Raw genomic sequence first — 23,313 nt, 5'->3', positions numbered from 1 at the left:
GCACTGCCCGGTTCGTCGAGGTTCGGCGCGCAGTCGCAGTCAGGGGCGGCTTGTAGTGTGGTCCAGCGATCAGGCCGGGCGAGAAATCTGTCGCCGAGTGACCGGGACTCAAGGACGATCGCTGCGGAGGTGATCGCAGCGATGTCTGCTCTGAGCGATGACCAGGTCGCTCGCTTTATCCAGGATGGCTTCGTCCACGTACCGGGGGCGTTTCCTCGTCCAGTGGCCGACGAGTGCCGTGCGATTCTGTGGCACAAGATCGGTCTGGACCCCGACGATCCCCGTACGTGGACGCAGCCGGTCGTGCGGATCGACAGCTGCGCCGAGGAACCGTTTGTGCGCGCGGCCAACACAGCGACGCTGCACGGTGCCTACGACCAGCTCGTCGGGACGGGACGTTGGGTCGCCCCACCAGGATTGGGGACCTTTCCCATCCGGTTTCCACACCCGGACGATCCGGGTGACGCGGGTTGGCACCTGGATGCCAGTTTCGCCGGTGCCCAGGACGAGGGGCGAGTGAACCTGCGCTCCCGCGGCCGCGCGCTGTTGATGCTGTTCCTGTTCTCCGACATCGGCCCGGACGATGCCCCGACCCGGATCCGCATCGGCTCGCACCGGGACGTAGTGCCGTTGCTGGCACCGAGCGGCGACGCCGGTCGGGAGTGGATGGCGCTGTGTCAGGAGGCCGTGCGAGCCTCCCAGCACCGACCGGAAACGCTCGCCACAGGACGGGCTGGTGATGTGTACCTGTGCCACCCGTTTCTGATCCACGGTGCCCAGCCTCACCACGGAAGCGGCGTTCGATTCATCGCCCAGCCACCGCTGGAACCGACCGGCGACCTCGACTTCGACCGCGACGAACGGGGCTCTTCCCCGGTCGAGATCGCAGTGCGCCATGGCCTGGACCAGGGCAGCCGCTGATATGAGCCGATCACTTATCGCTATGCCCTGCAACGTGGCGACGATGCTGTCCCCACCAGTGGCCGAATGCTGCGTCTTGAACCAGGGTATTGGCTCAGCGGTCGCTCGACTAGCCGTGGTCCGCGATCGGGCACGGCCCAGGTCAGGTCGTGTGCAGGACGAGTTTCCGGGCGCCGGTCATGTTCGGGTTGGGTTGGAACTCGGGCGGCTGGTCCGGGTCGACGGCGAGTTTCGGGAAGCGGTCCAGCAGCTGGTTCAACGCGACCCGGCCTTCCAGCCGTGCCAGGGGTGCTCCGATGCAGAAGTGGATGCCCCGCCCGAAGCCGAGGTGCGGGTTCGGATCCCGCGTCGGGTCGAACACGTCCGGGCTCGAGAACTGGTGCGGGTCCCGGTTCGCCGCGCCGATCCAGACCATGACCAGCTGATCGGCGGGGATCGGCTGCCCGCCGAGTTCGGTCTCGGTGGTGGTGACCCGCCCGAGGGAGGCGAACGGGCTCAGGAGTCGTAGCGATTCCTCGATCATCGCGGGCACAGTGCTGCGGTCGGCCCGGGCGAGTGCGTGGTGTTGCGGGTGCGCGTCCCAGCACAGCACGGTGTTGCCGATCAGCATCGTCGTGGTGATGTGGCCGGCGATCAACAGCAGCACCGCGAAGTTCGCCACCTCGGTATGGCTGAGCCGTTCGCCGTCCACCTCTGCCTCGACGAGGCGGGTGATCAGGTCTTCTTGCGGGTTCCGTCGCCGGTGCTCGACGTGTTCGCCCAGGTAGTCGGTGAGGTGACGGACCTGGCGCATGGACTCCTCGAGCTGGCGCTGTTGCTGTTCGGCCGACGAGGGGGACAGTTGCTGGTCGCTGTCGAACATGGCGTCGACCCGCTGTTTGAACATCTCCCGGTCGCTGGCGGGTACACCGAGCAGTTCGGCGATGACGATCATCGGCAGCGGGTAGGCGAGGTCGTTGACCAGCTCTAGGCGTGACGGATCGTCGACGGCGTCGAGCAGTTCGCCGGTCACCTGTTCGATGCGCGGTTCCAGCCCGGCGATGGCCTTCGGGGTGAACGCCCGGCTGACAAGCTTGCGCAGCTTGCTGTGATCCGGCGGGTCCACCCGGACAAGGTCGCCGGGGGCGAACTCGTCCGCGTGCGAGAAGATGCGCGTGGTGTCGGACGAGAAGGTCACCGGATCGCCGAGAACGGTCAGCGCCTCGGCGTAGCCGTAGACGTTCCACACCTGGCTGGCGTCGTCGTAGTGGACCGGCGTCGAGGCCGGGCTGTTGTTCAACCAGCCACCGGCCGAGTCCACCCAACTATCAATCGCGGTCATGCGCCCCCAACTCCCTGTCGCCTGCCGAGCAGGCCCGGCCACTCGCCTCCGCTGCCACATCCCAGCCCAGCATCGCAGCGCGGACTCCTCCAAGCCTTTTCGCGGTCCGCGTAACGATGTCCGGATCGAGAACACGCAGAGCATCGGCCACGGTCGATCGGCGGCGTCGCAACGTGTCTGGGTCAACAACAGCTGACCCGACTCTGCATGGTCCCGGCGTGCGGCAGGACCTTCCGCATCGCCTCGTGAGCACGCAGGTCGACGCCGAGTTCGTGGGGGCAACCCGCAATCCGGGTTCGGGGCCATCCCCGAGGTTCCGTACGGCCGCGCCCGTCAGACTTCGTCACGTGAGCGATGGCACTGACATGTCGAGCGCTGCTGAGCAGGTCTGGGAGATCCGTTTCGGGGTGTACTGCAGCCCGGAACAGGCGCGAGAACTCGTCGATCGCATCCAACTGCTCCTCTGCCCCGATCCTCTCCACGCATCGCCGTGCCCGATCCCGTGGAGCTCGGCCCACTGGTCACTCGACGACGACGAGGCTGCCGAGCAGTACCCTGAGCTGCTGGAGCAGGTGCGCATCGAGCGCGGGCCACGCTGAGTCGTCGCGCCGGGCGCCCTACTGCGCGATCTGCTGTCCGCCTCTCCTGCCGGCCCGGCGGTCGCTGCGTGCACGCTCGCCACCGCAGAGCAGCTTACGACGCAAAATGCCGTACCCGGAGTGAGACGAGCGCGGCAGGGCGAGTCCGCGGCATCGGCGAACCCCCGCTCGACTCCGGGTTCGGCCGGATGTCAGCCGGCGATGGTCAGGCGACGATGCGGACATGACCGACCAGCAGATGTTCGTCGCCGTCCTCCTGTTCGAGTCGACATCGCCGGCCGCGAGCTACCGGCCGCTCTACCGCGAGGACGTGGTCGTGCTCTGGGCTCCGTCACTCGTCGACGCCCAGTCCGAAGCGGAACGACACGGCCGCCAAGCGGAGGTCTCCTACGAGAACGCCATGGGCGAGACGATCACGGATCGCCTCCTGCACGTCGTCGACGTCGCTCCTGGGCTCAACGACGACCTGACCACGACGGCCGACCTCTACAGCCGCCACTTCCGCAGCATCACGGCGTACCGGCAGTTCGAGCCCCAGCTCGACGGCGACCCGCTCTGACCGAACGCTCGAGTGCGTGGCCCGTGGCCTCGATCGACGGCAGGGCGAGGGACCACCGAAATGCCCGCCGGGGCCGCCAGGGCGGTGAGCGTGTGTTCCGCCCGTGTCTGCGCCCGGCCATCGTCGAGCGGGCAAGGGACGCGCACCCGTGCGCTCGCTCCCAGTATCAGCGCCCGGCCGATCCACGACGACAGCCCGGCCCATCTCGCCTGGATCCGCGAGCAGACCAAGCGGCAGTAGTCGAGAACGGTATCTTCGCGTCCTCGCCAGCTGAGGGTGCTGTCATCAGGTGTCGTGTGCGCTGAGTTCGTCCAAGCGCGGCGGGTCGAGGAGCGTCCGAAGGTCCTTCAACGCGGCTGGCAGGTCGCGTTTGCCGGCTCCGAGGAGTTCGTGAGCCGCGCCGAGCCCGGCGCCGTCGACGAGGCGCTTCTCGTTGAGGACCCATTCGCCTCGGCCGGCTTCGATCGCGTGCGCAGCCTGCACCGTGGCGCGTGCCATCATCCCCAGCGCCAGGACACGATCTCCGTGTTCGGCGTACTGCTCAGCGAACAGTAGCGAGAACGCGGCGTTCCACCGCCATCTCGCCTCGGCCGCGGTGCGCAGGGCCGCCGGATAGTCGACCGCGGGCAGCTGACCGGCCAGGACACGGTTCACACTGATCTCGCCCAACGATGTGTAGGTGGGTAGACCGGCGAGGTGACCTTCGACGTTGTCGATCTCGAATCGGCCGTGTTCGGCCTCGTCATGCCAGCCGTCGATGACGTCGAGATCGCGGAGCAGCAGGTCGACGGGCTGCCCGTCGACGGAGATCCAGGCGCCGCCGTTGATGATCCGTCCCCAGCCACCGGGCTGTACCACGTGTCCGTCGAAGCCCAGATCGGCGAGTACCTGGGCGTCGAAACTGCCGCGGTAGTAGACGCCGATGTCCCAGTCGCTGTCCGGCCGGTGGGTACCGCGGGCCCGGCTGCCGCCGAGTGCCACGGCGACGACACCGGGAAGATCAGCAAGCTTCGGTACGAGTATGTTGATAACAGACACGTCGCCGATCCTCGGTCGGCTGTCAAACGCGTTCTCTCGGGCTCGTCCCGCCTTCCCGGCCAGGCAGATCGTGTGGGGCAGACGCCGGAACGGCAGTAGCCAGGCGAGCGCGCTGCGCGTGAGCCGCCTTGCCCCCGCGGCATCGGCGAGTAGTGCGGTCACAATGTCGACTGCGGTAAGCGGGCACGACCGAGGGCCAGTGCTGCGATTACTGCACCAGTGGCTGCGCAACCGGCGGCGGCGAGCATGGTCGTCGACTGCGCGGTGAGGAAGGCGGCCGTACCGGCCCGGGCGAGTTCTGGGTCGTCACGCAGCAGGGTGGTGGCGAGCGAGCCGTCGTCGACGCCGGTCCGCGCCCGGAGCCCGCCACGGTAGATCGTGGTCAGGAGGGCGCCGATCACCGCGACGCCGAGCGCGATCCCGAGCTGCTGGTGCGTGTCGTGCAGCGCGGAGCCCATCCCGGCCCGGTGACGCGGGACCGCGCCGAGAACGACGGTGGTTACCGACGGGCTGGAGAACCCGGTGCCGAGGCCGAGCAGAGCCAACCCGACACCGACGTGCAGGTAGGTACTGGCCGGTCCGAGCGCGGCGAGGAGCGCGAACCCGGCGGTCACCGATGCGAACCCGACGACGATGCAGGCACGCAGCCCGATCCGGTCCGGAGCGCGGCCTCCGGCCGTCGAGCCGATCACGATGCCGACGGCGAGCGGGGCCAGTGCCGCTCCGGCCGCCAGTGCCGTCTGGCCCCGGACGAGCTGGAGATATTGGGTCAGCACGAACAGTGCACTCCCGGTGCCGAGCGTCAGGACGGTCGCGGCGACGCTGCCCCCGGCGAACCGCGGGTCGCGGTAGAGGGCGAACTCGACCAGCGGGTCCGGCAGGTGCAGCTGACGTCGAGCGAACCAGCCCAGCCCGAGTACCGCGGCCAGCCCGGCACCGAGGGAGACGACGGGTGGTCCGCTCTCGCCGAGCACGAGCACGGTCAGGACCAGCTCGCCGGTTCCGACGGTGATCAGAGTCGCGGAGGCGGCATCCAGGCGGCCGGCCTGGAGGTCGCGGGACTCGGGAGTCAGGGCGGCGACCACGACCACTGCGCCGAGGGCGAGCGGCACGTTGATCCAGAACACACCGGCCCACGACCAGAGCTCGACCAGCAGGCCACCCAGCACCGGGCCTGCGGCCATCGCCACCGCCGCCACCGCGGCCCACACCGCGAACGCACGGGGTCGCTCCCGCTCCGGGAAAACCTGCACCAGCACCGCCAGCGTCGCGGGCATGACCAACGCCGCACCGATCCCCATCACGGCGCGGGCGGCGATCAGCACGGTCGCCGTTCCGGCCAGCCCGGCGAGCGCCGACGCGACGGCGAAGATCAGCAGCCCGATCATCAGCACACGTTTCCGCCCGAACCGGTCGGCCGCGACTCCGGCTGCGACCAGCAGCCCCGCGAAGACCACCACGTAGGCGTCGACGACTGCCTGCAGCGTGGCGGTGCCGGCGCTGAACGCCTCCGCGATCGCTGGTAGCGCCACCGACAACACGGTGTTGTCCACGACGATGATCAACAGCGATGCGCAGATCGCTACAAGGATCCACCACCGGCGGGGGTGTCCGTCTTCTGCGGCTTCGGCGCCCTGCCTCATACAACCTCCGTAGTCCTGCGTCATAGGACTATCACACCGGGACCTACACTGCAGGGGTGAGTCCAAAGAAGGCCGACTCCGAGCCACCCATGCCGGGGGCGATCTGGCTGCGGTCACGCCCGCCTGCCCGGGCGCGCGGCAGCCTCGACCGAGACGCCATCGCGTGCGCCACGGTGGCGTTGCTCGACGAGGGCGGCCCCGCTGCATTGAGCTTGCGAACGCTCGCGGGCCGGCTGGGCGTGCACGCAACCTCGCTGTACTGGCATGTGGCCAGCCGTGATGACCTGCTCGACCTTGCCGTGGACGCGGTCTTCGGCGAGATCGCCGAACCGGGACCACCGGCACGGGATTGGAGTGACGACGTTGCTGAATTCATGCGCGGCCTTCGCCAGGCGTTGCTGCGTCATCCCTGGTCCGGGGCGCTCGCCGCGTCCCGGCCGCTGCTCGGTCCGCAAGCGCTGGAACGGTCCGAGTTGGTCTACGCCAGCCTGCAGCGTGCCGGATTCGCAGGGCCCGCACTCACCGCAGCCGCGGCCGCCGTCAGCAACCTGGTGATCGGTACCGTCGCCGCCGAGAGCGCCTGGGACCATGACGGCGAGACCGACGCCCGCCGAGCCATGCACCACCACCTGCGTGCCCACGCCGATCGCTATCCGGCCCTTGCCGCGCTCCCGGAATCCGGGGCCGATGGGTGGCCTGAACAGTTCGAGCGAGCGATGGACGCGCTCCTGCGCGGCCTGCAGGCTCAACTGTCGTAGACGATGGCCAGCGACACGACTCGACGCGCCCTCGTTGTCGCCCGACACACCGGCTCCATGCTCGATGAGCCACCTAGAGCCCGCTCATTGGCCTCGCCGAGTGCCGAGGTCGCCTCGTCGAGGAGCAGCAGGTGAGGTCGCGCCCGGGAGGCGATCTCCTGCCGACGCTCTATCGGCTCAGCGCAGCGCGAAGCCCAAGTATGGGTAATCGATCACCGTTCGAGGTGCGCCTTGGCCAACCGAATCTCCTCGCCGACTTCGGTGGGAAGGCGGCGGCGGAACCACGGCTCGAGCAGCCAGCGCACAACCGGGCTGAACCGGAACGTCAGGGTGCGTGTCACTTGGGCGCCCTCGTCGGTTGGGACACACACGAAGTGCGCTGCGAACTCCGCGACGGCGTGGGCGAGACGGTTGCGCGGTGGAGGCGCCAGCGTGATGTCGACCCGGCCAGAAGATCGGCGCACGTGCTGAACCACTGTGGGCTGTCGGAGACCGGCCAACTTCGGCCGGCAGGCGAACTCGACGACGTCGCCGTCGCGCCGGGACCAGAGCACCGGGCTGATCTTCGTGTCCACCTCGGCGTAACGCTCGATGTCCATCACGAAGTCCAGGACGTCCTCGGGACGGCAGGCGATCGTCTCGTGCACCGTCACTGTGACCATGGGTGAAAGAGTACCTCTAAACTAAGGACGCCCTCACCACCCTCGCGCTGGCCAGGGCGCCAGCTGATCTCCTTGCGCACCCGGAGCGGCTCATGTGGTGAGTGAGTACCGCCAACTAGTAGCGTGCAGAAGTTTGAGCCGCGAAAGGGTGAAGGGGCGGCGAACGATGAGCACGTGGATCGATGGACAGCCCGGCGTCATGAGGTTGCCCTCGGGGCGGACCGTACGGGGCCGCGGGCTTCGCAAACCTCGCCCTGGAGGCGATGAGCCGAGTTTCGGGGTATATCTCCTGGGCAAGAAGCCGCCCGCGATGGAGTGGGACAGTCGCTGGGTGAAGTGGCCGGACTTCCGGCTCCCGTCCGACCGAACCGCGTTCGACAACAGCTTGCTCGAAGCCCTGGATCGGGCTGGGGACGAGCGCGTGGAGTTCGCGTGTGGTGGCGGACAGGGCCGGACCGGGACGGCGCTGGCGTGCCTGGCGATCGCCGACGGTCTGTCCAGCAGCGATGCCGTTGCCTATGTCCGGTCGCACTACTCAGCGCGAGCGGTGGAGACGCCGTGGCAGAAGAAGTTCGTCGTGCGGTTCACTGCGCCCCGCCCGTAACCACTCGTGCGCGGTGATCGCGTCGTTGACGAAGCGCGATGCTGTCGGCGTGGGTCGCCAGGCCTACGCGCCGGTTGCGCCGAACGATCGGGACACGGCGACGCCGTAGGTACGGCGTGTAGGTACGGCGCAGCTTGCCGAATCTGCCTCTTGAGGATCAAGCGCGCCGCCTCCGGCGGCGCGGGGCCGGCCACGCCGGCCTCCGGCGGCTCGCTCACTACACCTCCGGCCCGTTCGCGGCCGCCGAAGGCCAGCTACCCGGCCCTCGCTCCCGACCGGATGGCCACGCGCTGCGCCAGTTCGGACAGCACGAGGGCAACAGCGGCGGTGACGGCCGCAATCACACCAAGCCATCCGACGTCCAGCGTAGTGATGACTGCGGCACCGAGGAGCCCGGACAGCGAGATCGCGAGGTACAGCGCCGCACCGTTGAGCGCGACTGACAGCGACGCCTGACCTCCCAAACTCAGGATTCGATACGTCTGGGGAGCGCTCACCCCGAATCCGATCACCCCATACGCGGCTGCGGCCACCAGGGCTGCCGGAAGGCTCATGCTCCAGTACGGAGTCAATAAGAAGACGACAACGAGGCCGATCAGTGAGCCTGCGACGACAGGCCGTCCGCCGACGCGGTCAGCCAGGCGCCCGGCCAGCAGGTTTCCAGCGATTCCCGCGACGCCGAGTACGACGAGGATGCTTGCCAGCTTGAGGCCGTCGCCGCCGGTCGCACCCTCAGTCACTACCGAGATGTAGGTATACGGGATGTAGATGGCGGTGAAGGCCACCAACGTCGTCGCGAGAAGGGCAAGCACGCGACGGTCGATGAGCGGTTTCAGCCGCTCGCGGAGTCCAGCCAGCTCATCGGGTGCGGCCTGAACCGGCGGGATCCACGCGAGGACCGCGACGGCGACGAGGAGGGCGAGTCCAGTCAGCACGAGCATGACGGCCCGCCAACCAGCGATGGCCGCGAGTGCCGTTCCAAGGGGGGCGCCGACAGCGATCGCCACAGTCATACCCGTTGTGACGATGGCGACAGCTCTACCGCGTCGCTCCGGTTCTTCAAGAGTCGCAGCGGTCACGGTAGCCGTCGGCAGAAACAGGCCGGCTCCGCACGCAGCTAGCACTTGCGCGCCGAGCAGGAGACCGAACGTGCCAGCGGCCGCGCTCAGCGCGGTCCCGACGAGGTAAAGACCGAGTGCTAGAAGCAAGACCTGGCGGCGAGCCCAGCGAACGCTGAATGCCGCGAGGACCGGTCCGGCAAGAGCTGCAGTCACCCCGAAAACCGTCACGACCTGACCCGCGGTCGCCACGGATACGCCGAGCGAACTTCCCAGCTCCGGCAACAGCCCTGCGAGCACTAGTTCGCAAGTCCCTACTGCGAAGGCGCCGACTCCCAACAAGTGGGACGCTCTTACCGGGCCCTGCATGGGCCTCCTCGCGATGCGGCGGTTGCGGTCGTCGGAGGCAGTCAAACATCGAAAGGTCGTCGGCGTCGAACCAGTTCCGTGACGCCTGAATCGCCACTCTTCGTGTCTATCGTGAGCAGTCCTGGCCCCCTCGGCCGAGGATTCTCCACGCCGCGGCGCCGGCCGCAAGGGCGCCTGCGGCGTCGCTTCGCGATGGCTACGCCACCCTTGCCCCCGCCACCACGACGAGCAATGCGGCCAGGACGAGGGGACGGGGAGGAGTGGCCACAACCCCCGTCGGTGCGGTCCGCGGACTATACGCGGACGCAGACAGGGGGTCGGTTGCTTCACTGCAGGTCAGCGCCGGTATGACAGCTCACTGTAGATCCGGCACCACACGTGGTCGCCTCGGCCATTGAGCCGGTCGTGCTGCTTCGTGGGTAGCGCGCTCATCAAGTTGGCGGGCTGGGTGCCGCCTCTTCTGCTACACCAGGCGCGACCGCGCAGCTCCCAACTCGTCATCGCTGAGACCACCGTTCCGGAGCAGCTCAGTCACGTCCAGGCCGTGGAGCACGTCCATGATTGCCTCAGATGTCGTTGTCCCGTGTTGACGGAGCATCTCGTCAATCAGATCGGTCTGGTCCGGCATGCCGAGGCTCGCGAAGAGGGGAGTCAGCGCCGGTCCACTCAAGGCGTAGTCGGCCGCGATGGCGGACGGCTCGACACCGGCCAGGCTTAGCATCAACAGCGCAACAATGCCGGTCCTGTCACGCCCAGCCTGGCAGTGGAAGATCACCCCACCGGCCTCGGCGGCCGCGATCGCACGTACAGCCTCTGCGCATTGGCGCGCCTTCCGTCGAATGAAGGGGCCGACGTACAGGGGCGTCCCGTCGAGCCCCGCGGTCCGGATCTCCTGCCAGAACTCGACGTCCTCCGTGTCGTCGATCGGTACCCGAACCCGCTGCAGCTCGGGAGGTGGAGCAGACGGCGGCGGGAACACACCCTTTCGAGATCGAGCGAGGGCCGCATCCCGGATGCGGCCGACCTCGTGATCATTTCGCAGGTCGATGATGGTCCGAACGCCCGCTGACACTGCCGAGCCCCAGCCAGCCTCCGTGACGAAAGCCAGCGTGCCAGACCTGACAACTCGACTCGGAGTCGTGGCGCCACCATCGACCCGTGGAAGGAATCCGAGGTCACGAGCGTTGGCGAAACCTTCCCACGCTACAAACCTGTCCATCAGGCGTCAGCTTCTCAGGCGCAGCCGGGAGGTCAACCGTCCGACTACCGTCGTAGGCTCGGCCAGCACCCGCTGAACGCTTGACAGCAGACTTGGAAAAGCGTGCACGACGGGACCGATACGGAACGGTGCTTGGCTTGACCCGTCGACTTGCACTCGTTTCGCCTGGTGAGAGGTCGTTCGAGGCGCAACGTCAAAGATCCTGCGCAAGGACCTGCGGGCCCGGGAGACGACCTCGGCCTGACCTGATCGACGAGCCGGGACGGCGCCGTGACCTGCGGATCCCGGGGGACGGCGCCGGCCCGTCGTCTGTGAGGGGTGCGGGACGGTACGCGGACGTGGGCGGGTGCGTCCGTGATCCGGGTCGCAGGTCAGGGCCGTCTTGGTAGCTCACTGTGAACCGGTTCATCCGTGCCGGGGGCCGAGCACCCGGTGAACGAAGTCGAACTTGGCCCGGGCGTAGGCCTCCCGGTCGTCCCCATGCCGGGCTGCGGCGCTCGCCTTGAGACGGGCGTACTCGCGAGCAAGCTCTTCCGACGCACGGAGCCTGTCCCGGAACGCGATCTGCTCATGCCACCGGGGCTCACCCACCGTCATCAGGTGTAGGTGTGCGAGCCGATGCTTCGCGCAGTCGTCGGAGCGGACGACGAACCAGCGCCACGGACGCTGATCCAGCTCTCGTGGCACGACATGCCAGTGTGCGGATGACAGCGCCTCCCGTGCTTCGACGATGACCTGTGCGGGCTCCGTCGCGACGGCCTGGAGGTCGATGATCGGTTTCGCTGGAAGGCCGGGGATGGCAGTCGAACCGACATGCAGGACCGGGCCGGCCAGTCGGTCCCCCAGGAGGGCATCCACCTCGCGGGCATAGCGCTGGGCCAGGGCCGGCCAACGAGGGTCCGGCTCGACGACACGGACGGGCTCGTACGCCCACGCCGGCGCAGACTCGTGCCGGCTCGTCACCCTCTCGACGGTGGCACATCGCTGGAGACGGCACGAGCGCTCGCCTTCGCCGGTGTCGAATGCGTGCCGGACGCTCGGACAAGCGATCGCTGCAGCGCTCACGGGACCCGTACGGAACGAGTACGTTCGGTTGCGTGCGGCGGGGCTGGAACACGATGCAGGTGCGCGTGCTGCTCGCCGTGATCGCCGCAGGGATCGCGCTCGCGGGCTGTTCCGGCTCGATCCGGGTCGCGTCGCCCGAGGACCCCGCTCCGGCCATGCCCGGGCGTACCGAACCGGTGAGCCTCCTGACGCACTGCGGGGTGCGTACCGCCAACGTGGACGGTCGAGAGTGGAAGGCCGTGAACCCGGCCCCTGTGCCGCTCTCCACGCCGAACCCGGACGGCACCGGGAGTTACGACGGCTACACGGACGGGACGGCGACCTGGATCGCCACCGATCGGTGGCGTTTCGACGCGCCGGGGCTGGCCGCGCCGGTCACGTTCGTGCCGGCTGCGACCAGCCCTCCGCCGTGCGCGTGATCCGCGGCTGCCGGCAGGCTGGCTCGGAACAGCCCGCCACCGTCGCGTTCCACGGCCGTTGCCGGGGGACGGAGACCGGGGACAGGCCGAGCAGGGTCAGTGCCTCCGGGACGAGCCCGTGGACGTCGGCGACGTAACGGGCCATCGCGGCCTCGTCCCAGCGTGATGATGTCGAACTCGAGCTGGTCGATCAGGTCGGAGTGCTCGCCGGAACGGGGCAGGACGGCCCAGGAACCCGGCCCGGTGTACAGCTCACCGTGGTCCGGGTGGTCCCAGACCATCCCGCCGTCGGGGTTCTGGAACGATTCTGCGACCGGCCCGGGCCCGCGAGCCCTCCGCCCGGGTCAGCCCGCCGAGTTCGGGTGCCTGTCCTCGGGGTGCCGGTTCACATCAACGGGTCTCGTCGGTCAGCCAGGCCAGGTAGTCGGCGCTGCCACCGGCGATCGGCGTCGCGATGATCTCCGGGACGTCGTAGGAGTGCCGTTCGCGCAGGTGCGCGGTCAGCGCCTCGACCCGGTCCGCGGCGGTCTTGAGCTCCACCCGCCACTCCGGTTCGGTCCGGACCGCGCCCTCCCAGCGGAACACGCTGGTGAGCGGCCCGACCACCTGCGCACAGGCGGCGAGCCGGGCATCCACGGCCGCCGCGGCCAGGTCCGCCGCGGCGCGCTCGCTGTCAGTGGTGGTCAGGACGACGACGTGCTCGCTCATGGCCGACACGCTAACCAGCCCGGCGCCGTCGTCGGCCGGGTGCGGGAGTTTTCGTCACCGTGTCCTCCACATGTGGAACGCTTGTGGACAACCGTCCGCTGCCTCAGTCGCCGGCGAGCGCGGCGACGTCGTCCGCGCAGCCCCAGGACAGCGTGACGCCGGAACCCCCGTGGCCGTAGTCGTGGATCACCCGGGGACGGTCCGCGGTCGCCTCCTCGGCCTCCAGCCGTACCTGCGGCCGGGCCGGGCGCAGGCCGGCGAGGTGTTCGAGCACCACGGCGTCGCGCAGGGCCGGGGCGATGTCGAGGCACCGTTCGACGATCGCGGCGCCGGCCACCGTGTCCGGGGTGGTGTCCCAGGCGTCGTCCTCGAGGGTGCCGCCGAGAACGCAGTCGTGCTCGCGCGGATGCACGTACGCCCGCCCGGCCGGATGCGCCTCGTCCCGGACCGACAGCGCCTGCCCGGGGTTGGACACCCGGACGATCCGGCCGCGCACCGGCGTCACGGACAGGTCGCCGACCAGGGTGCGGGCTCCCAGCCCGGAGCAGTTCACCACCAGGTCCGCCCCGGCGCCCGCCTCGGCGAGCGAGGCCACCCGGCGTCGTTCCAGGACGATCCCGCGGCGCTGCGCGTCGGCGGCCAGCCACGGCAGGTGCACCGGCATCTCCACCAGCGGGACCGCGAACCGCAGGCCGTGCGGGTAGCCGGGTGGGAGCTCGTCGGGCCGGGCCGGGCGGACCTCGCCGACGGCGGCGGCCCACCACTGCGGCTCCGGCGGCTCCCGGTGCAGGGCCAGGCTCTCCCGCATGACGACGCCGGGGACCCCGGCCCGGGCCTGCGCGGCCAGCTCGTCGTACGTCCGCCGGCCCCAGTCCAGCACCCGGTCCCGGGGCCCGGCGCGGGTCGGGAACCACACCGCCGCCGCCAGGTGCGAGGTCGACTCCTCGACCGGTGCGGCGGTCAGCACCCGCACCGACCAGTCCCGCTCGTGCAGCCGGATCGCGCAGCTCAGCCCCGCGATCCCGGCTCCCACCACCACGGCCCGGCGATCGACGCTCACGGTGCCGATCGTCCCAGCCGGCACCCGGGTGCTCGCCCGGTGGCGTGGGGCGGGACCTACGGTGATCACGACACGCCGGGAGGGTCGGATGACGGGACGGGCGCTGACCCGCGGGGCGGGGACGCCGCTGTGGCAGCAGCTGCTGGCCGACTTGCGCCGCCGGCTCGACGACGGCGAGTTCGCCACCGCGCTACCCGGCGAGTTCGCGCTCGCGGCCGAGTACGGGGTCAGCCGGCATACCGTGCGCGAGGCGCTGCGCCGGATGCGGGCGGACGGCGCTGTCGTCGCGGGGCGCGGGCGGGTGGCCCGGCCGGTCGGCCGGGCGGAGATCGAGCAGCCGCTCGACGAGCCGTACTCGCTCTACGTCGCCGTCGAGGCGGCCGGGCGGACCCAGCGCAGCGTGGTGCGGATCTTCGAGGTGCGCGCCGACGGGGTGATCGCCGCCCGGCTCGGCCTGGAGGAGTCGACCCCGCTGGTGCACCTGGAACGGCTGCGCCTGGCCGACGCCGAGCCGCTCGCGGTCGACCGGGTCTGGCTCCCGGAGCAGCTCGCGGCGCCGCTGCTCGACGTCGACTTCACGCACACCGGCCTCTACCCGGAGTACCGGCGCCGCTGCGGGATCCGGGTGGACGGCGGGGACGAGAACATCAAGGCCGTGCTGCCCGGTCGCGGTGAGCGGGAGCTGCTCGGCATCGACGACGGCGTCGCGGCCCTGTCCATCGAACGGCTCGGCCTGTCCGGCGGGCGGCCGGTGGAGTGGCGGCACACCCTGGTCCGCGGCGACCGGTTCTCGGTGACCGCGCGGTTCTCGGCCAGCACCGGCTACCAGGTCGACATGGCCGACCCCCCTTCTTCCTGACCCCGGCGCCCACTCCCTCCCTCCCTCCCTCCCTCCTGCATCATGGCTCCACGACGCGGGTCTGGTTCCGGGGTGTTCAAGCAGATCGGTGCACCAGCCGGGAGAGCACGACGGCGGAGCGGGTGTGGTCGACGTTGGCCGCCATCCGCAGCCGCTCCAGGGCGTCCTCCAGGGCGCGGACGTCACGCGAGCGCAGGTGCACGATCGCGTCCGCCTCGCCGGTGATCGTCCCGGCGCTGACGACCTCGGGGACCGCGGAGAGCATCCGCTGCAGCTCGCCGGGGGCCACGGTGCCGCGGCAGAACAGCTCGACGTAGGCCTCCACGCCCGGGCCGGTCTCGGCGTCCGGGTCGACCTGCACGGTGAACCCGGTGATCACCCCGCGGGCGCTCAGCCGGTCCACCCGGCGGCGCACCGCGGACGCCGAGAGACCGACCCGCTCGCCGAGCTCGGCCCAGCCCGCCCGGCCGTCGACGCGCAGCAGGTCCAGCAGCCGTCGGTCGGTCGCGTCGATCCCGTCCACGGCGCATCACGCTAGTACCGGGCGTCGGAACGGTGAAGTACGCGCCGATCGCGCTCCCGGATCCGGGAAACGCACGCTCCCTGCGCGGCACCATGTGCTCGTGAGTGGATACCAGGGCCAGGACCGCGACAGGCACTCACGGGCACCGCAGGTGCTCCTGTGCCGTCCCACCTACTTCACCGTGTCCTACCGGATCAACCCCTGGATGCGGCCGGAGCAGCGCACCGACACCGCGCTGGCGCTGCGGCAGTGGGAGAACCTGTACGACGTCTACCGCGACCTCGGGTTCCGGGTGCGCCTGATCGACCCGGTGTCCGGCCTGCCGGACATGGTCTACGCCGCGAACGGGGGCACCGTCGTCGACGGGATCGCCTACACCGCACGGTTCCGGCACGCCGAGCGTGCCGGCGAGGGCCCGGCCTACGCCGACTGGTTCCGCACCGCCGGGTTCACGGTGCGCGAGGCGCAGGCGGTGAACGAGGGCGAGGGCGACCTGCTGCTCGTCGGGGACACGGTCTACGCCGGATACGGCTTCCGCACCGAACCGGCCGCGCACGCCGAGGCCGCCCGGGTCCTCGGGCGCGAGGTCGTCGGGCTGCGGCTGGTCGACCCGCGCTACTACCACCTGGACACCGCGTTCGCGGTGCTCGACCCGGCCGGCGGTCCCGGCTCGGTCGCCTACCTGCCCGCCGCCTTCGACGACGCCTCGCAGGAGGTGCTGCGCTTCCGCTTCCCGGACGCCGTGATCGCCTCCGAGGCCGACGCCGCGGTACTCGGCCTCAACTGCTTCTCCGACGGCCGCACCGTCGTGCACGCGCCGCAGGCCGAGAAGTTCGCCGCGGACCTGGCCGAGCGCGGGTTCGGCACGGTCGGCGTCGACACCTCCGAGCTCCGCCGCGGCGGCGGCGGGATCAAGTGCTGCACCCTCGAACTCCGGGAGCCGTGATGACCGCAGTCGTCCCCGCCGGGTCCACCGGGCCCACCGCGCGCACCGGCACCGGCGAGCAGATCGCCCTCGCCGAGCGGTACGGGGCCGCCAACTACGCCCCGCTGCCGGTCGTGCTGAGCTCCGGCGAGGGTGCCCGGGTCACCGACGTCGACGGGAACCACTACCTCGACGCCCTGGCCGGCTACTCCGCGCTGAACTTCGGGCACCGGCACCCGGTGCTCACCGAGGTCGCGCACCGCCAGCTGGATGCGCTGACCCTGACGGCGCGGGCGTTCCACAACGACCGGCTGCCCGCCTTCCAGCGCGACCTCGCCGCGCTCACCGGAACCGAGGCCGTGCTGCCGATGAACACCGGCGCCGAGGCCGTCGAGAGTGCGATCAAGGTCGCCCGGGCCTGGGGGTACCGGGTGCGCGGCGTGCCGGACGGCCGGGCGCGGGTGGTCGTGGCCGGCGGCAACTTCCACGGCCGCACCACCACCGTCGTCTCGTTCTCCGACGACCCGTCCGCCCGGGACGGGTTCGGTCCCTTCACGCCCGGCTTCGACCGCGTCCCCTACGGCGACGCCGCCGCGCTGGCAGCCGCGCTCACCGCCGACACCGTCGCGGTGCTGATCGAGCCGGTGCAGGGCGAGGCCGGCGTGGTCGTCCCGCCGGCCGGCTACCTGGCCGAGGTCCGCCGGATCACCGCCGAGCGGGGCGTGCTGCTGGTCTGCGACGAGATCCAGTCCGGGCTCGGCCGCACCGGCGCCACCCTGCGCAGCGACACCGAGGGCGTCCGGGCCGACCTCTACACCCTGGGCAAGGCGCTCGGCGGCGGGATCCTGCCCCTCAGCGCGGTGGTCGGGCGTGCGGACGTGCTCGGCGTGCTGCGCCCCGGTGAGCACGGTTCCGCCTTCGGCGGGAACCCGTTGGCGGCGGCCGTCGGGTCGGCGGTCTGCGGGTTGCTGGCCACCGGCGAGTACCAGGCGGCGGCCCGCCAGCTGGGGGAGCACCTGGGCGAGCGGCTGCGCGCGCTCCCCGGGCTCACCGCGGTCCGCGGGGCCGGGCTGTGGTTCGGCTGCGACGTCGACCCGGCCCTCGGCACCGGACGCGACGTGTGCGTGGAGCTGGCCCGGCGCGGGGTGCTGGCCAAGGAGACCCACGGTGCCACCGTGCGCCTCTCGCCACCGCTGGTGATCACCCGGGACGAGCTGGACGTGCTGGTGGACACGTTCGCGGGAGTACTGGCGGACCTGGCCCGCGGGTAGCTGGCAGGGTGTCGGCCATGCCGACCCTCGTACTGCTGCGCCACGGCCAGAGCGACTGGAACGCGAAGAACCTGTTCACCGGGTGGGTGGACGTCCCGCTCTCCGAACAGGGTGAATGGGAGGCCCGCCGGGGCGGCGAGCTGCTGGCCGAGAGCGGCGTCGCGCCGGACGTCGTGCACACCTCGCTGCTGCGGCGCGCCATCTCCACCGCGAACATCGCGCTGGACGCCGCCGACCGGCACTGGATCCCGGTCAAGCGGGACTGGCGGCTCAACGAGCGGCACTACGGCGCGCTGCAGGGCAAGGACAAGCGTCAGACCATGGAGGCCTACGGCGAGGAGCAGTTCATGCTCTGGCGCCGCTCCTACGACACCCCGCCGCCGCCCATCGAGAAGGGGAGCGAGTTCTCCCAGGACGCGGACCCGCGCTACGCCGGCGTCGACGCCCCGCTGACCGAGTGCCTGGCCGACGTCGTCGCCCGGTTCCTGCCGTACTGGGAGGACGCCGTCGTGCCCGACCTGCGGGACGGGAGGACGGTGCTGCTCGCCGCGCACGGCAACTCGCTGCGCGCGCTGGTCAAGTATCTCGACGGGATCTCCGACGACGACATCGCCGGACTCAACATCCCCACCGGCATCCCGCTGGTCTACGACCTCGACGAGACCCTCACGCCCCTGAACCCGGGCGGCCGCTACCTCGACCCGACCGCCGCCGAGGAGGCCATCGCCGGGGTGGCCAGCCAGGGTCGCTGAGCGAGGCTTGCCGAGCGAACCGTCGATGCTGAGCGAGGCTTGCCGAGCGAACCGTCGATGCTGAGCGAGGCTTGCCGAGCGAACCGTCGATGCTGAGCGAGGCTCGCCGACCCGCCCTCCACCGTGAACCCACGGTGAACGAGGGCCGAACAGTGTCGCGAGAAGGGGTCGCGGGCGTCACCTTCCGGGGTCCGGAGGTGGCGTCGGGACCCCCGGCCTTGCCTACTATGCCGCCGTGACCACGCTCGCGTGGCTGATCACGGCCGTCGCACTGGGCCTGGGCCTGCTGGCCGGGGCCGCGTTCGCGCGACCCCGGTCCCGGCCCGGCACCCGTCCCGCGCGGACCCCGCGCGGATCCCGCGTCCGCGGTGACCGGCCGGACCCGGACACCCCCACCCTGGGCGACCTGCTGCACCGGACGTTCCGGCAGTCCTCCGCCGGGCTGGCCGTGGTCGGCGCCGGCGGCGAGGTGCTGCTGCACAACCCGCGTGCCGCCGCGCTCGGCGCCGTCGTCGACGGCCGGCTGGACCCGCGTGCCTGGTCGGCCTGCCAGCAGGTCTCCCGGCCCGCCCCGCCCGGTGCCGACGGCCGCCTCGAGGTCGACATCTCGCCGCTGGAGCGCCATCCCGGCCGGCCGGCCGAGGTGCAGGCCCGGATCCGCTCGCTCGGCGACGGCTTCACCCTGGTCGAGGCCGTCGACACCTCCGAGGTCGCGCGGCTGGAGGCCACCCGCCGGGACTTCGTCGCGAACGTCTCGCACGAGCTCAAGACGCCGGTCGGCGCGGTCGCGCTGCTGGCCGAGGCGCTGCTCGACACTCTCGACGGCCTGGAGCCCGCCGAGGGCTACGAGGAGGACGCCGCCGAGGTGCGCCGGTTCGGCGAGAAGCTGCTGCGCGAGGCCAGCCGGATGGGCAACCTGGTCTCCGAGCTGATCGCGCTCTCCCGGCTGACCGGCGCCGAGCGGCTGCCCGAGATGGCCGCGGTAGAGGTCGACGACGTCGTCGACGAGGCGCTGGCCCGCAGCCGCAACTCCGCCGAGGCGAACGGCGTGGAGATCACCGCCGACCCGCCGTCCGGGCTGGTGGTGGACGGGGACCGGACGCTGCTGGCGACCGCGCTGACCAACCTGGTCGAGAACGCGATCGCCTACTCGCCCGCCGACTCGTCGGTGTCGGTGAGCCGGCGCGAGACCGAGGGGTCGGTCGAGATCGCCGTCACCGACCGGGGCATCGGCATCGCGCCGGAGCACCAGAAGCGGGTGTTCGAGCGCTTCTTCCGGGTCGACCCCGCCCGGTCCCGGGCCACCGGCGGGACGGGTCTGGGCCTGGCCATCGTCAAGCACGTCTGCGCCAACCACGGCGGGGAGGTGCGGCTGTGGAGCCGGCCCGGTACCGGCTCGACGTTCACCGTTCGGCTGCCCGCCCGGATGGGCCCGGCCTCCGGAACCGCCACAGGGCACGCCGGTGCGACCGGCTCCACCGACCCCGCCGCTACGAGCGGTGGCCGCCCCGAGACCGCCGCCAGAACCGGAGGATGAGATGACCAGGGTGCTGATCGTCGAGGACGAGGAGTCCTTCGCCGACCCGCTCGCGTTCATGCTGCGCAAGGAAGGTTTCACCACGGCCGTCGCGGCGACCGGGAACGACGCGTTGTCCGAGTTCGACCGGAACGGCGCCGACATCGTGCTGCTCGACCTGATGCTGCCCGGGATGAGCGGTACCGACGTGTGCAAGGCGCTGCGCACCCGCTCCGCGGTCCCGGTGATCATGGTGACCGCGCGGGACAGCGAGATCGACAAGGTGGTCGGGCTGGAGCTCGGTGCCGACGACTACATCACCAAGCCCTACTCGGCCCGCGAGCTGATCGCCCGGGTGCGTGCGGTGCTGCGCCGCGGCGGCGAGGGCGTCCCGGAGACCGAGGGCGGTGCCGGGATCCTGGAGGCCGGTCCGGTCCGGATGGACGTCGAGCGGCACGTGGTGTCGGTGAACGGTACCGACGTCGCGCTCCCGCTCAAGGAGTTCGACCTGCTCGAGTACCTGCTGCGCAACGTCGGCCGGGTGCTCACGCGGGCCCAGCTGATCGACCGCGTGTGGGGTGCGGACTACGTGGGGGACACCAAGACCCTCGACGTCCACGTCAAGCGGCTGCGGTCCAAGGTGGAGCACGACCCGTCGACGCCGGCGCACCTGGTCACGGTGCGCGGGCTGGGCTACAAGTTCGACGTCTGAGCCCCGGGCCCACGGCTCGTCACGTGGTGGTTGCCCGAACGTCGATAACGGCTCGGTAACCTGGCCCGGTGCGTCTCGCCGTCCTGGATGTGGGCTCCAACACCGTCCACCTGCTCGTGGTGGACGCGCACCGTGGTGCGCACCCGGAGCCGATGTCCTCGGCCAAGGACCAGCTGCGGCTGGCCGAGCACCTGGACCGCAAGGGCGCGCTGGGCAAGGAGGGCGTCAAGGCGCTCCTGGGGAGCGTGCACTCGGCCCGGGACGCCGCCCGCGAGGCCGGCTGCGACGACCTGATGGCGTTCGCGACGTCGGCCCTGCGGGACGCCACCAACTCGGCCGAGGTGCTGGCGAGGGTGCGGCGCGAGACCGGGGTGACCCTCGAGGTGCTGCCCGGCGAGGACGAGGCCCGCTGGACCTTCCTCGCGGTCCGCCGCTGGTGCGGCTGGTCCGCCGGGCGGCTGCTGGTCCTCGACATCGGGGGCGGCTCGCTGGAGCTGGCCGTCGGGCGGGACGAGACGCCAGAGGAGGCGGCATCGATCCCGCTGGGCGCCGGCCGGCTGACCCGCGACCGGTTCAGCGCCGACCCGCCGCCGCGGGCCGAGGTGGAGACCCTCACCGAGAAGGTCCGGGCCGACCTCGCCCCGGTCGCCGAGCGGTTGTGCGGCGCGGGCCGCCCGGATCGCGTGGTCGGCACCTCGAAGACCTTCCGGACGCTGGCCCGGCTGGCCGGGGCGGCGCCGTCGGGTGCCGGGCCGCGGGCGCACCGCACGCTCAGCACCCAGGGGCTGCGCCAGCTGTCGGCGTTCATCACCCGGATGTCAGGGCCGGATCTCGCCGAGCTCGACGGGGTGAGCCCCAGCCGGGCCCACCAGCTCGTCGCGGGTGCGGTCGTGGCGCAGGCCGCGATGGACGCCCTCGGGGTGGTCGAGCTGGACATCTGCCCGTGGGCGTTGCGCGAGGGGGTCATCCTGCGGCGCCTCGACATGCTCGACGGAGCGAACGGGGACGACCGCTCGGCGCACGATTCCGGGGGCGGACTTGGACCCTTGACAACCGACAGGGCACGGTGGTTGCGATGAGTGTGGACAGCGGAGAGCCCCGCCAGCGGACGGTCGCCGAACTGCTCGCGGCCAACGGCGGTGGGCAGCCCGGGCGCCGGCGCCGCCGGCGTGCGGAGGAGGACGACGGCTCGGCCGGCGCCTCGCCGCCCGGGCCCGGCCGCGCCGCACCGGAGGCCGCCGCCGGACCGGACGCCGGCGGGCCGCGCCACCCGGGCGGCGCCGCCCGGACCAGGCCGCCCGTCCCTCCCGGCCCGGCCGGCGCTCCCGCGCCGCGCGGGGCCGACGGGTCACCCGCCGAGCACCCGTCGTTCCCGCAGGCGCGCCGGGGTGAGCCGGCGGAGGACCCCTTCCTCCCGAACGGCAACGCGCCGTACGGGAACGTCCAGGAGGGCCGCCCGCGGAACGGGTACGCCGCGGACGGCTACCCGCCGAACGGACACGCCAACGGCTACCTGCCGGACGGGTACGCGCCCGACGGGCCGGCCCCGAACGGGCACGCCCCACACGGCTACGCGCCGGACGGGTACGCGCCGAACGGCTACGCCCCGAACGGGCCCGCGCCGAACGGACACGCACCCGACGGACACGCACCCGACGGCTACGCCTATAACGGCTACGCCCGGAACGGGGCCGCCCCGTACGGACACGCGCCCTACGACTGGCCCGACGCCCCGCGCGACGCCCGCCCGCCCGCTCCGCCGAACGGCGTTCCGCAGAGCGGTTCCGGCGCGCAGCGGCCCGGCCCGTACGGCGGGCCGCCACCCCCGAACGGTGTGGCCCCGAACGGTGCGCCCGCGAACGGTGTGGCTCCGAACGGTGTGGCGCCGAACGGGCGGGCCGCCGGCTACGCCCCGAACGGTGCCGACCGCGAGGACGCGGCGACCTACGGCCGGCAGGCTTACGGCGGCGCCCCGGCCCGACCGGGCGTACCGCCGCCGTACGGCGACGAGCCGGAGCGCCCGGACGAGATCCCGACCGGCCGGTTCGGCGCGCGGCCCGCCCCGACCGCGGCCGAGGACGGCGGGCCGCCGACGATGCTCGGCGCGCCCCCGCTGGACGACGAGGGGTACGACGCGCCGACCGGCCGGGCCCCGGCCGACGCCGGCCCGCCGACCGGTGCCTACGACCCGTTCACCGACGACGCGTTCACCGATGACGACGCGTACGACGGTCACGACGACCCCGGCGGCCGTGTCGACGACGGCGGACCCGGTGCCCGTACCGGACTGCTCGCCCCGGCGCGCCCGGACGACCTGGACGAGTACGAGGACCACGGGGAGCCGGACGGCGCGGTCGAGGAGGAGCCGCCGCGGCGCCGGCTCGGCCGCCGGGCCGCCGCCGACAAGGACCCGGACGGCCCGCCGCCGGCCGGCCTGGAGGACGCACCGACCGGTGCTGCCGGCACCGGGCAGGCCTGGGCGGTGGTGATCGCGCAGTGGATCGGCGGCGCCGTCGCCGGGGCGGCGATCTGGGTCGGCTTCCGGTACCTGTGGTTCGCGTTCCCGATCGTCGCGCTGGCGCTGGCCGTGGTGCTCACGGTCGGGCTGGTGCTCGGTGTGCGGGCGCTGCTGCGCAACGACGACCTCAAGACCACCTTGTTCGCGGTCCTGGTCGGGCTGCTGCTGACGGTGTCCCCGGCGATCCTGGTATTGCTGGAGCGGTAACGATGAGCGATGGCCGGACGACTCCAC

Annotated in this window: 24 protein-coding genes; 14 read left to right on the top strand and 10 right to left on the bottom strand. The window is 71.5% G+C overall.

Translation table 11 applies throughout. The features are described from left to right. Window positions 1-129: 129 nt before the first annotated feature. The gene (locus tag ACLFMI_RS07425; RefSeq protein WP_410946988.1) at window positions 130-921 is read left to right on the top strand and encodes a phytanoyl-CoA dioxygenase family protein; all 792 of its coding nucleotides are present in this window, start codon (window positions 130-132) and stop codon (window positions 919-921) included. 142 nt (window positions 922-1,063) lie between these two features. Here ACLFMI_RS07425 and ACLFMI_RS07420 read toward each other — a convergent pair whose 3' ends face one another. Then, window positions 1,064-2,242 (bottom strand): cytochrome P450, encoded by a 1,179-nt coding sequence (locus ACLFMI_RS07420; protein WP_410947105.1) that lies wholly within the window; start codon window positions 2,240-2,242, stop codon window positions 1,064-1,066. Between the two features lie 347 nt (window positions 2,243-2,589). Between ACLFMI_RS07420 and ACLFMI_RS07415 the strand changes: the two genes are divergently transcribed. Together ACLFMI_RS07415 and ACLFMI_RS07410 are read left to right on the top strand one after the other, a co-directional pair. After that, a complete protein-coding gene (locus ACLFMI_RS07415; protein WP_410946987.1) occupies window positions 2,590-2,841 on the top strand; it encodes a hypothetical protein in 252 nt (83 codons plus the stop codon). A gap of 223 nt (window positions 2,842-3,064) precedes the next feature. Further along, window positions 3,065-3,400: a DUF4288 domain-containing protein gene (locus tag ACLFMI_RS07410; RefSeq protein WP_410946986.1), complete on the top strand. Its 336-nt coding sequence runs from the start codon at window positions 3,065-3,067 to the stop codon at window positions 3,398-3,400. Between the two features lie 285 nt (window positions 3,401-3,685). Here ACLFMI_RS07410 and ACLFMI_RS07405 read toward each other — a convergent pair whose 3' ends face one another. Further along, entirely contained in the window at window positions 3,686-4,600 is a 915-nt protein-coding gene (locus ACLFMI_RS07405; protein WP_410946985.1) for a nucleotidyltransferase domain-containing protein, read from the bottom strand. After that, on the bottom strand, window positions 4,597-6,081 hold the full coding sequence (locus ACLFMI_RS07400; RefSeq protein WP_410946984.1) for an MFS transporter: 1,485 nt from the start codon (window positions 6,079-6,081) through the stop codon (window positions 4,597-4,599). The genes ACLFMI_RS07405 and ACLFMI_RS07400 overlap by 4 nt, the downstream gene beginning before the upstream one ends. A gap of 56 nt (window positions 6,082-6,137) precedes the next feature. On the opposite strand from ACLFMI_RS07400, the gene ACLFMI_RS07395 reads away from it, so the two are divergent. Further along, a complete protein-coding gene (locus ACLFMI_RS07395; RefSeq protein ID WP_410946983.1) occupies window positions 6,138-6,839 on the top strand; it encodes a TetR/AcrR family transcriptional regulator in 702 nt (233 codons plus the stop codon). Between the two features lie 212 nt (window positions 6,840-7,051). On the opposite strand, the gene ACLFMI_RS07390 is transcribed toward ACLFMI_RS07395, so the two are convergent. Then, window positions 7,052-7,501: an SRPBCC family protein gene (locus ACLFMI_RS07390; RefSeq protein ID WP_410946982.1), complete on the bottom strand. Its 450-nt coding sequence runs from the start codon at window positions 7,499-7,501 to the stop codon at window positions 7,052-7,054. Between the two features lie 310 nt (window positions 7,502-7,811). Between ACLFMI_RS07390 and ACLFMI_RS07385 the strand changes: the two genes are divergently transcribed. Next, window positions 7,812-8,105 carry a protein-tyrosine phosphatase family protein gene (locus ACLFMI_RS07385; protein WP_410946981.1) on the top strand — a complete coding sequence of 98 codons (294 nt, stop codon included), beginning with the start codon at window positions 7,812-7,814 and terminating at the stop codon, window positions 8,103-8,105. A 254-nt stretch (window positions 8,106-8,359) separates the two neighbouring features. Here ACLFMI_RS07385 and ACLFMI_RS07380 read toward each other — a convergent pair whose 3' ends face one another. The 3 genes from ACLFMI_RS07380 to ACLFMI_RS07370 all read right to left on the bottom strand — a co-directional run bounded on the left by ACLFMI_RS07380 (window position 8,360) and on the right by ACLFMI_RS07370 (window position 11,714). Further along, entirely contained in the window at window positions 8,360-9,577 is a 1,218-nt protein-coding gene (locus ACLFMI_RS07380) for an MFS transporter (protein WP_410946980.1), read from the bottom strand. Between the two features lie 418 nt (window positions 9,578-9,995). Beyond that, window positions 9,996-10,751, bottom strand: coding sequence for a tyrosine-protein phosphatase (locus tag ACLFMI_RS07375; protein ID WP_410946979.1), 756 nt, complete (start codon window positions 10,749-10,751; stop codon window positions 9,996-9,998). Window positions 10,752-11,156: 405 nt separating this feature from the next. Next, a complete protein-coding gene (locus tag ACLFMI_RS07370) occupies window positions 11,157-11,714 on the bottom strand; it encodes a GrpB family protein (protein ID WP_410946978.1) in 558 nt (185 codons plus the stop codon). Between the two features lie 134 nt (window positions 11,715-11,848). Between ACLFMI_RS07370 and ACLFMI_RS07365 the strand changes: the two genes are divergently transcribed. Further along, window positions 11,849-12,235: a hypothetical protein gene (locus ACLFMI_RS07365; protein WP_410946977.1), complete on the top strand. Its 387-nt coding sequence runs from the start codon at window positions 11,849-11,851 to the stop codon at window positions 12,233-12,235. Between the two features lie 390 nt (window positions 12,236-12,625). Here ACLFMI_RS07365 and cutA read toward each other — a convergent pair whose 3' ends face one another. Continuing rightward, entirely contained in the window at window positions 12,626-12,943 is a 318-nt protein-coding gene (gene cutA, locus ACLFMI_RS07360; protein WP_410946976.1) for a divalent-cation tolerance protein CutA, read from the bottom strand. A 103-nt stretch (window positions 12,944-13,046) separates the two neighbouring features. After that, window positions 13,047-14,003, bottom strand: coding sequence for an NAD(P)/FAD-dependent oxidoreductase (locus tag ACLFMI_RS07355; RefSeq protein ID WP_410946975.1), 957 nt, complete (start codon window positions 14,001-14,003; stop codon window positions 13,047-13,049). 88 nt (window positions 14,004-14,091) lie between these two features. On the opposite strand from ACLFMI_RS07355, the gene ACLFMI_RS07350 reads away from it, so the two are divergent. Further along, window positions 14,092-14,862: a GntR family transcriptional regulator gene (locus ACLFMI_RS07350; RefSeq protein ID WP_410946974.1), complete on the top strand. Its 771-nt coding sequence runs from the start codon at window positions 14,092-14,094 to the stop codon at window positions 14,860-14,862. A gap of 76 nt (window positions 14,863-14,938) precedes the next feature. Here ACLFMI_RS07350 and ACLFMI_RS07345 read toward each other — a convergent pair whose 3' ends face one another. Beyond that, complete coding sequence (locus tag ACLFMI_RS07345) at window positions 14,939-15,376, bottom strand: Lrp/AsnC family transcriptional regulator (protein WP_410947104.1); 438 nt, start codon at window positions 15,374-15,376, stop codon at window positions 14,939-14,941. 109 nt (window positions 15,377-15,485) lie between these two features. On the opposite strand from ACLFMI_RS07345, the gene ddaH reads away from it, so the two are divergent. From ddaH to ACLFMI_RS07310, 7 genes are all read left to right on the top strand, one after another. Beyond that, entirely contained in the window at window positions 15,486-16,331 is an 846-nt protein-coding gene (gene ddaH, locus ACLFMI_RS07340; RefSeq protein WP_410946973.1) for a dimethylargininase, read from the top strand. Continuing rightward, window positions 16,331-17,581, top strand: coding sequence for an ornithine--oxo-acid transaminase (gene rocD, locus ACLFMI_RS07335; protein WP_410946972.1), 1,251 nt, complete (start codon window positions 16,331-16,333; stop codon window positions 17,579-17,581). The genes ddaH and rocD overlap by 1 nt, the downstream gene beginning before the upstream one ends. A gap of 17 nt (window positions 17,582-17,598) precedes the next feature. Continuing rightward, window positions 17,599-18,333: a phosphoglyceromutase gene (locus ACLFMI_RS07330; protein WP_410946971.1), complete on the top strand. Its 735-nt coding sequence runs from the start codon at window positions 17,599-17,601 to the stop codon at window positions 18,331-18,333. Between the two features lie 235 nt (window positions 18,334-18,568). After that, window positions 18,569-19,870 carry a sensor histidine kinase gene (locus ACLFMI_RS07325; protein WP_410946970.1) on the top strand — a complete coding sequence of 434 codons (1,302 nt, stop codon included), beginning with the start codon at window positions 18,569-18,571 and terminating at the stop codon, window positions 19,868-19,870. A 1-nt stretch (window position 19,871) separates the two neighbouring features. Further along, window positions 19,872-20,561, top strand: coding sequence for a response regulator (locus ACLFMI_RS07320; protein WP_410946969.1), 690 nt, complete (start codon window positions 19,872-19,874; stop codon window positions 20,559-20,561). 68 nt (window positions 20,562-20,629) lie between these two features. Beyond that, window positions 20,630-21,640 carry a Ppx/GppA family phosphatase gene (locus ACLFMI_RS07315; protein WP_410946968.1) on the top strand — a complete coding sequence of 337 codons (1,011 nt, stop codon included), beginning with the start codon at window positions 20,630-20,632 and terminating at the stop codon, window positions 21,638-21,640. After that, window positions 21,637-23,286 (top strand): hypothetical protein, encoded by a 1,650-nt coding sequence (locus ACLFMI_RS07310; RefSeq protein ID WP_410946967.1) that lies wholly within the window; start codon window positions 21,637-21,639, stop codon window positions 23,284-23,286. The genes ACLFMI_RS07315 and ACLFMI_RS07310 overlap by 4 nt, the downstream gene beginning before the upstream one ends. The last annotated feature ends 27 nt before the right edge of the window (window positions 23,287-23,313 follow it).

This window comes from Pseudonocardia nantongensis (genome assembly GCF_046546495.1).
GTDB lineage: Bacteria > Actinomycetota > Actinomycetes > Mycobacteriales > Pseudonocardiaceae > Pseudonocardia > Pseudonocardia nantongensis.
Note: the sequence above shows the minus strand (reverse complement) of the source record. Positions and strands in the feature narration are given on the sequence as shown.

Bases quoted from the DNA above. Each gene is read 5' to 3' on its own strand.
- ACLFMI_RS07420 (WP_410947105.1), bottom strand. From the start codon at position 2,242: ATGACCGCGATTGATAGTTGGGTGGACTCGGCCGGTGGCTGGTTGAAC.
- ACLFMI_RS07410 (WP_410946986.1), top strand. From the start codon at position 3,065: ATGACCGACCAGCAGATGTTCGTCGCCGTCCTCCTGTTCGAGTCGACA.
- ACLFMI_RS07400 (WP_410946984.1), bottom strand. From the start codon at position 6,081: ATGAGGCAGGGCGCCGAAGCCGCAGAAGACGGACACCCCCGCCGGTGG.
- ACLFMI_RS07390 (WP_410946982.1), bottom strand. From the start codon at position 7,501: ATGGTCACAGTGACGGTGCACGAGACGATCGCCTGCCGTCCCGAGGAC.
- ACLFMI_RS07385 (WP_410946981.1), top strand. From the start codon at position 7,812: ATGGAGTGGGACAGTCGCTGGGTGAAGTGGCCGGACTTCCGGCTCCCG.
- ACLFMI_RS07375 (WP_410946979.1), bottom strand. From the start codon at position 10,751: ATGGACAGGTTTGTAGCGTGGGAAGGTTTCGCCAACGCTCGTGACCTC.
- cutA (WP_410946976.1), bottom strand. From the start codon at position 12,943: ATGAGCGAGCACGTCGTCGTCCTGACCACCACTGACAGCGAGCGCGCC.
- ACLFMI_RS07350 (WP_410946974.1), top strand. From the start codon at position 14,092: ATGACGGGACGGGCGCTGACCCGCGGGGCGGGGACGCCGCTGTGGCAG.
- rocD (WP_410946972.1), top strand. From the start codon at position 16,331: ATGACCGCAGTCGTCCCCGCCGGGTCCACCGGGCCCACCGCGCGCACC.
- ACLFMI_RS07330 (WP_410946971.1), top strand. From the start codon at position 17,599: ATGCCGACCCTCGTACTGCTGCGCCACGGCCAGAGCGACTGGAACGCG.
- ACLFMI_RS07320 (WP_410946969.1), top strand. From the start codon at position 19,872: ATGACCAGGGTGCTGATCGTCGAGGACGAGGAGTCCTTCGCCGACCCG.
- ACLFMI_RS07310 (WP_410946967.1), top strand. From the start codon at position 21,637: ATGAGTGTGGACAGCGGAGAGCCCCGCCAGCGGACGGTCGCCGAACTG.